We start from the raw sequence: 8,103 nt of genomic DNA, 5'->3' as shown, positions 1-8,103 counted from the left end.
AGGTTCGCTTGTTAAACGGGATCTATGTCCCAACCAGCCAAAAACATGTTTATACAAGTAGGGGGCGAACAGTTTTGTTGACGAGATCAAGTCCCACTGGCGCTGCGTTCTACCCCGACTACCGCTATCATAAGACCTCATGAAAAAAGGTCAACCAGAAAAAACTGGCTAACCTTATATTACGATATGGCGCGATGATCTAACATTATCTGTTTGTTATGAAATGTTATAGGACTACCGGCAGCATTTTGACACCAATCTAATGTATTTATTAGAAAAAAGTTACTTAATCTGTCCTCTGAATTCAGATATAGCTATTGCTAACACTAAGCCAACATAAGTTACCCTAGTTGAATAAACGTTAAATTGTGATGCACCATCTATCTTTCTAGCACCTTCAAAAGCACCTATCTCAATAAGAATGGTGATAGGTGCTATGGCGCGAATTTTAAGGATACCTTATTATTTTTATTCGAATGCAATTAAATGATAATTATATGGTACGCCCATTCTTTTCTTTAAACAGCTAAAAGATGATATCCTGTTAGCTAGTATTTATTCGAGTTTTATAAATTATTCAAAATAATTGAAAAACACTAAGGGAACTTTTTGTTTTTCATTCTTCTTCATCATATAATATGTGGCTGGATATTCACTAATATAACTTACTTTATTTTTAAACGAACATCTTTGTTTATACGAATTGGATAATCCGCAAGCTTAAATGTTAGGGGGCTAATATAATCCCCTGGATTTAGATCTATTCTCCAAGTACCATCTCTACCCTTACCTGATTGACCAGATGAGAGATAATGTTGACCGTCTGCATCATAAAATTCTACATTTAGATCCGTTACTTTGGCATCAGAATAAGGTATCATTTTGAATTCAAGCGAAACAGGATCTTTTCCTTTTTTATAACTTCCGGATACGGATTGTAATGATAGTTTATCATCAGGTGCCTTTATAATTGTCTCGTTTTCTAAGTCAATTACAACATCTAACGAGTCCTTATCAACTGCTCGAATTCCTGAGAATTCAATATATAATTCTTCCAGTTTATAAAAGTAACTACTTTCAAACCTAATAATACCATTATTAATCATATTGTAGGACATTGGTCCACTCTTATTGTTAAACCAATTATTTCCATCCTGATCAGTGAGACGTAAATTTTCAAAGCCTAGTATCTCTTTATTATTTTTGTCATCAAAACTTACTTTTAATTCTGAGTGTGTTGGGTTTATAGTTAAATAATTGAAATATACACGTTGTCCATCTATATCAATTGTCTTATTAATTTTAATAGTTTGTTCTACAGCTGAAAATAGTTTTTTATTAATTGAAAAAGGGATTTCATATTTATATCTAGCTATACTTTGATTTTCATTAGACTGAAAAGGGACTTTTAAGATTAAATTCTCCGGTAACTCTTCATTCAGACTTAAATCAATTCTTATTAAATTATTATTTAAGGGCCTATTCCATTCGCTTAATACAAGATCAATTTTTTCTCCATTAATACTATATAATTCAGGATACTCTATATAATGAGGTTTATTATTCTCTTTACATTCAATTGTATAAAAAAGGATAAGTTTTTTCTCATCTAAAATAGCATGTTCAATAGTGAAAATATCTCCATTATTTTCATCATAGGCCCCTATTGTTTGAATATAGTTATTATTTATGGCTGCCTTGATCCCTTTATCATTATTAATTATTTGTACGACTTTTGAGAGACCTGGTATGTTAGTAACATACATCGCAAATGTTGGTGAGATTCGAATAGAACTTATGAAAATCAATATAATTAAACTAGATACTACCGTAGAAATATAAAACCTTCTCCTTACTTTCTTTCTTTTTTGTGCTTTATAAAGCCCATTTTTAGGGTTAACATCTAATTGATTCAACACCATCTGTTGATTGACATCCTTAAACCTCATCTGATTGACCTTTTCTGGATAACTCCATTTATCTTTCAAGAATCATTCCTCCTTCTCCCTCTATATAGTTTTGCAAGCTTTTACGAGCGCGAAACAATCTGCTTTTAATCGTGTTCTCGCTAACATCTAAAATGTTTGCGATCTCATGTATTGATAAATCTTCATAATAATAAAAAATAATTACTTCACGTAATTTTACCGAGAGCTTTAAAACATAATTAAATAGAATTTCATCGTCTTCATTATTAACAATTTGAGAAATCACAGAGTCTAGATATTGTTCATTATCTCTCTTCACTACTGAACGAGGAATAATATTACGAAATGACCAGCTTTTTACATAATCCTTACAACAATTAACTGTAATCCTGTATATCCAAGTCTTATAAGAAGAACGATTTTCGAAATGATGTATAGATTGATAGCAACGAATAAAGACTTCTTGTGAGAGATCTTCAGCTAACTGCTTGTCCTTTACATATGTAAACGCCACACGCAATACCATATCACCATGATTTTTCATTAAATCAACTAAAATTTGTTGGTTGGACTCTTTTTCCAACCTTCCTTTTTCTTTATTCAAGCCTTTTCCCTCCCTTATCACTAGTTAGACGAATATAGTTGTACTCCCGTTCCCTTATCCCAATTAATTTTTTCTTCTTGTTTTTCCGTTCCATATAGCAAAGTGGAGAAATAGAAATAAAAAAAAATGATTTACAAGTATCCATACTAAACTACCTTTCTCAATATAGTAAGGGTATTGTAGTTTTGAAGAAGCTTGTGGTTATAAAAAAGGCGAAATAAATTTAGTAAACATAAGATAGATTGTGTTTGATAGGGGGATGTTCATAAGATAAAAAAATGAGAGAATTATCAAACTAAATGTACAACATGTTACATTCACCTAGTAATTCAACAATATGGCGCAAGAATGTAATTAATTAGATATTGTGTAGATAAGAAAGTAAATTACACATCTTTCGCTTGTGTATTGAGAGAACGGGTGCAAATCGTTTTAAGCAATGATCTTCAAAAATAGGGCAAGAGTTGAACATTTATGTATTGTAGAAGTTGTTCATTTTTTTTCTGAAAAGTAAGCATCGTAAAATATGAGATATAAAAATATGGGGGATATTATGTCATTAATTTGTTTAGAAGGAGCAAGTGCAGTAGGAAAAACTTCTACTGGTAATGAATTTGCAAAAAGAACTAATACGTACATAATTCCAGAGGTTAACATTTTATTCGAACGTCCTAAAGAAGAGTCAAAAACATGGTATCTAGAACGACAAGTTGAACGCTGGATGATAGCTCAAGAAAAACTTCAAAAATATGATACTGTAATTCTTGATGGTGATATATTTCAACCGATTAGTTATAATTGGTGCTTTGATTTTAAAATATTTAATCAAAGTTTGGATTTTATTTATCAATTTTACTTTGAGGAAATAAAAGAGGGTAGAATAGGATTTCCAAATAAGTATTTTTATTTGTACACTAACGAAGAAAATATAAGGTATCGAAAAGAAAATGATAGTACTAGAAAAAGAGGGAATTTTGAAAATCATATAAAAATTATAGAACCACATAAACGTTATTATAAAGCTTTAAACGAACTTGCACCTAATTATGTACAATTAATAGATGCCAAAAGCATAAAAGGAAATATTAATACAATTGCAGGTAATTTACCTACTTCTTCATTAATTAAGGATTCAGAAAAATTGCTGGATAAGGTTAATAATTGGCTATCAAATAACAAAGCATAATTTCTTTCCTTTTTGTACTTTAAAAGAAAGTCACTTTTAAATTATTAGGTAATTGTATTTAACATCAATCTTCAGCAATCTAGCGCAAGAAGCTAGTAAAGGCTATCTGGACTATGTTAAGGATAGTTACCTATTAAGCAAACACAAATGATAAAGTGTTTCGATGATTTAAAATGAGGAGGATACATTGAAAAAATTATTAGTAGTATTAATATTGATCATAGCAGTATCAACATCTTGTTCTAAAGAAGAAATAATAATATGAATATACATTTAGTGGAGAAAGGGAATATTGGAAAGCAACATTTGTTACAACAGGCACACAAATCTGGGGAGATGAAAAGGGTCAGCTCACGTATGATCATGAAAAAGATGATAAGTTCATATTGGAGTATATTGGAGGACCCAATGAGTTTTCACAAATTGAGACTTTAGAGTACACATATGAGACATCTTCTGTAGGTGTTAATAGTAGAGAAACGTTTACTGAACCACCAACCAAGAAAATATTTACTGATTCTAGTAAAGGTAGTGCAAAAGTTCAAGAGAATGAAATTATACAAGTTACTGTCAAATGGAATCAGTTTGAAGAGGTATTTGACTTAATTAATGAAATAGATTAATTAAAGAAACATAATAGAGATAATTGTCATATTATAGGTGTTATTTGAATACGATGTAAATCCTTCAATGGAATTTTGAAAATTTAAAATATATTTATTATTTTCTGTTTGATTATAAATTATTAGGAAACTTATTGATTAATGAGTCGGCTGTTCTTCATAAATGAAAAATTGGGACTTTTTATTTGACATAATCAGCAATCTACTTTGCATTATAAGTAGCTTAGCTCCATTTGTCCCTTATTAACAAAGACTAAAGCATATTTTTGCCACGCTAAACTTGTTAGTCCAACCTTCTATAGAAAAGAATCATAAATATAAAGTATATACAACTATAGGAGGTGACAATTACTAATGAAAGATAAAGATTGTAAATGCAGGGTCGTTGCACCACCACCACAAGGACCACAGGGGTCACCGGGGAAACAAGGGCCAATGGGACTTCAAGGGCCACCAGGACCACCAGGAGTTTTAACTTACGGAGTTTTAAGAGATGATGGAGGTCCATTTCCTGGAGTGGATGCGCAACCAATTACTCCCTTGGGAGGAGCATATGACACCCCAGGGCCTTTTAGTGGTACTACACTTAACCCTCTCTCTATTACTGTGCAAAATGCTGGTGACTACGAAATTTCATTTACAGTTATAGTATTCGATGCAGATGATTCAGGATACAATTTTGAAATTGATTTAACAATAGACGGTGTATCACGATCTGATACAAGTATAGGAATGGTGGGAGATCCAGGAGTTGTTACAGAAAATACAATCACAAGAACCACTATACTATCTTTAAATGCTGGACAAACAATTAGTACAGAGGTATCTTTAGTGTCAGGAACTACCATATCTTTTATGAAACCCTCTCTTAGGGTAATACAGTTATCTTAGAGAAATGAAGGCTTCCAGAAACTGACGATTAATAACGTCAGTTTCCTTGTATATCCATGAATACAATGTTCAAATCTAGCTTACATAATAGCAAAACCATCACACATTTACTTTACTATTCTGTATTAACTAATTCGGTATGATTACAACAGCCTCCGGATTAACCCCAACAGGCACAGTAGCAATAAGGGAATGAGTTTTCACATCAATGACAGAAACAGTCCCAGGATCAGTGTCGTTTGCAACATAAGCTAATTTTCCGTCAGGTGTAAAAGCAATATCTTCTGTCTCGTTCCCAACAAATACAGTCGCAATAACAGCATGCGTTTTCACATCAATGACGGAAACAGACCCAGGGATAATATCGTTAGTAACATAAGCAATTCTTCCATCTGGTGTAAAAAAAACATCCTCTGACTCATCTCCAACAGACACAGTGGCAGTAACGGAATGAGTTTTTACATCAATGACGGAAATAGTTCCAGGAGTAACATCATTTGCAACATAAGCGATTTTTCCATTAGGAGTAAAAGTTACCCGTGGATTCTCCCCAGCAGACACAGTGGCAATAACGGAATGAGTTTTCACATCAATGACAGAAACAGTCCCAGGATCAGTGTTATTTGCAACATAAGCGATTTTTCCATTAGGAGTAAAAGTTACTCGTGGATTGAAAGAAGGAGGCACAGGCACAGTAGCAATCACACTATGTGTTTTTGTATCCAAAACAGAAATTGTAGAATTAGAATTCGCAAAATAGATAATTTCACCATCGGGTGTGATAGATATCACCGAACCAAGATTATCTGGAACTGTCGCAATAATAGAATGCGTTTTTGTATCTATGACAAAGATAAAACCGTTACTCGCAACATAAGCGATTTTTCCATCGGGCGTAAAAACTGTTTGAGCAGTTTGTACGTTAGTGCCAATTGTCGCCACCAAAGAATGAATTTTGGTGTCTATAACAAATATATTTCCAGTGTTATCACTCGTAACATAAGCTAATTTTCCATCAGGCGTGATGGCTATATCAGTTGGTTCAGTCAGACCGGGTACAGTAGCAATTACCTCATGTGTCTTCGTATCAATCACAGATATATTATTGGAATTAACATTTGCTACATAAGCCAATCCCATAAAAATCACCCACTCCATCATTTATTATAAATTTAATATATGAAGAATAGTCGAGAAATGCGATTCTTGATTTCAAATTAGTGTCATATCCGAAAAATGAATAATCTTGTATATATTATTCAAATCTAGTTTACATAATAGGAGCTATATGAACCGATGTATTTTCACAATCATTGATATAACTATATTTTTACAAAGTGAATGATAAAGAATATACATGATTTTTTACTTTGTTGATTTACCAAAATTCTTTTCATACAAGTAAAATTCGTTTCCAAAATTTCTTGCATAAAAAGTTATTGATAAGATGTATTTTATTAAACTCAAGTTAAGTTGTGTTTACTAATTATCAATCGTTAATGTTATTCAACAAAATGACGCTTTTCAGAAATGTTACTGAAAAGCGTCTTTATTTGTGTACTTCTTTCCGCGGCCTTAATTCTATAGTGTAAAATTAGTAGGAGAAAAGTGTGTGGATTGGAAAAAGATATAATATTTAAAGTGTACATATCGTGGGTGAATGATGAAAACACATTAATTATCGGAGCTACTGTATTAACAGTAATTCAAGTTAAATTGTAATTGTAAATGATGGACATTGATTAATATTCATATATACGGGGGTTATATAATGAGAGTAGGGAGAAAAATAAAGGAGATTATTGATTTTAATAGGGAAGAATCTCTAAGTGAAGTAAAAGAAAATAGAAAATTTATGATTAGTATTTTCTATCCAGTAGATAGCTTGTGGAAGGAAGAAAAAACTCCTGTATATTTAGACTTGTTTTCTCCACAAGATGAGGAAGCAGAAAGAAACTTTAGGAATATCGGGGTAAGGGAAAATCATCTTAGAGATTTAACTATAAACTGCTATAATGATGCACCTATTTCTGAAAACTATATCAACTCTCCTGTTATTATATATTCTCCTGGTATGGGAATTGATAGAGATATGTATCTTTTTAATATAAGTAGACTCGTCTTAGAGGGTTATATTGTGGTTACAGTGGGATCAACATGTGATACTTTATTTACTGTGTTTCCAAATAAAGAGATAGTATATCAGAGTAAAATTGTCCAAGATTCACCATCAACTAATTTTACGTTTCTAAAACAACTAATTGACATAAGAATTGATGATATCTCTTTATTGTTAGATTCTTTATCTGTGTGGAACGAAACGGATACCTTTTTTAGAAGGAGATTTGATTTAAATAGGGTTGGAGTTATTGGACACTCATTGGGCGGAGCAACAATATATGAGCTGGCTAAAAGAGATGTACGAATTAAAGCAGGAATTATACTGGATGGCAGTTTGCATTTAATCTCTCATGAAAAGAAAATAGATAAACCCTTCATGTCAATTCGACAAGAAAAATCATCCTATGAGCAAATGAAACAAGTCTGGAGTAATGAGATTGCAGAGGCATATAGTAATGGTCAACAATTATTATACGATGTTTTAACAGGGGATAAATTATTTCTTAAGATAAAAGACTCAGATCACATGTCATTTACTGATGTACCAGTAATTTTTAACCATAATGATAATCTAGATGAATCAGTAAAAGTAGTTCACGATACAATAAATGAACTAACTATTGCTTTCTTTGAACAATTTTTAAATGGTAAAGATACTTCTTTTCCTGAATGGGTTAATAGTAAAACGAATAATCCAAATATATACCTAATCGATTGTAAAGGGGAAATAGTGTAATACAAAGTGGATTG

The 8,103-nt window shown here is 31.9% G+C and carries 8 protein-coding genes; 5 read left to right on the top strand and 3 right to left on the bottom strand.

Going from position 1 to position 8,103, the window contains the following annotated elements; genetic code table 11:
* Window positions 1–665: 665 nt before the first annotated feature.
* Window positions 666–1,988: a DUF4179 domain-containing protein gene (locus JM172_RS22870; RefSeq protein WP_214484685.1), complete on the bottom strand. Its 1,323-nt coding sequence runs from the start codon at window positions 1,986–1,988 to the stop codon at window positions 666–668.
* Window positions 1,978–2,532 (bottom strand): sigma-70 family RNA polymerase sigma factor, encoded by a 555-nt coding sequence (locus tag JM172_RS22865; RefSeq protein ID WP_250886853.1) that lies wholly within the window; start codon window positions 2,530–2,532, stop codon window positions 1,978–1,980. The genes JM172_RS22870 and JM172_RS22865 overlap by 11 nt, the downstream gene beginning before the upstream one ends.
* A 553-nt stretch (window positions 2,533–3,085) precedes the next feature.
* Between JM172_RS22865 and JM172_RS22860 the strand changes: the two genes are divergently transcribed.
* The 4 genes from JM172_RS22860 (at window position 3,086) to JM172_RS22850 (ending at window position 5,232) form a co-directional block, all read left to right on the top strand.
* Window positions 3,086–3,718 carry a DEAD/DEAH box helicase family protein gene (locus JM172_RS22860; protein WP_483297275.1) on the top strand — a complete coding sequence of 211 codons (633 nt, stop codon included), beginning with the start codon at window positions 3,086–3,088 and terminating at the stop codon, window positions 3,716–3,718.
* Window positions 3,719–3,905: 187 nt separating this feature from the next.
* Window positions 3,906–3,983 carry a Vmc-like lipoprotein signal peptide domain-containing protein gene (locus JM172_RS25545; protein ID WP_352224075.1) on the top strand — a complete coding sequence of 26 codons (78 nt, stop codon included), beginning with the start codon at window positions 3,906–3,908 and terminating at the stop codon, window positions 3,981–3,983.
* 121 nt (window positions 3,984–4,104) lie between these two features.
* A complete protein-coding gene (locus JM172_RS22855) occupies window positions 4,105–4,341 on the top strand; it encodes a hypothetical protein (protein WP_214484684.1) in 237 nt (78 codons plus the stop codon).
* A 354-nt stretch (window positions 4,342–4,695) separates the two neighbouring features.
* Window positions 4,696–5,232 carry a hypothetical protein gene (locus JM172_RS22850; RefSeq protein WP_214484683.1) on the top strand — a complete coding sequence of 179 codons (537 nt, stop codon included), beginning with the start codon at window positions 4,696–4,698 and terminating at the stop codon, window positions 5,230–5,232.
* Between the two features lie 129 nt (window positions 5,233–5,361).
* Here JM172_RS22850 and JM172_RS22845 read toward each other — a convergent pair whose 3' ends face one another.
* Window positions 5,362–6,372, bottom strand: a complete 1,011-nt coding sequence (locus JM172_RS22845; protein WP_214484682.1) for a cytochrome D1 domain-containing protein — start codon at window positions 6,370–6,372, stop codon at window positions 5,362–5,364.
* Between the two features lie 631 nt (window positions 6,373–7,003).
* On the opposite strand from JM172_RS22845, the gene JM172_RS22840 reads away from it, so the two are divergent.
* Window positions 7,004–8,089 carry an alpha/beta hydrolase family protein gene (locus JM172_RS22840; RefSeq protein ID WP_214484680.1) on the top strand — a complete coding sequence of 362 codons (1,086 nt, stop codon included), beginning with the start codon at window positions 7,004–7,006 and terminating at the stop codon, window positions 8,087–8,089.
* The last annotated feature ends 14 nt before the right edge of the window (window positions 8,090–8,103 follow it).

Source organism: Bacillus sp. SM2101 (assembly GCF_018588585.1).
GTDB classification, from domain to species: Bacteria; Bacillota; Bacilli; order Bacillales; family SM2101; genus Nanhaiella; species Nanhaiella sioensis.
This window is presented reverse-complemented; position numbering and strand designations above follow the sequence as displayed.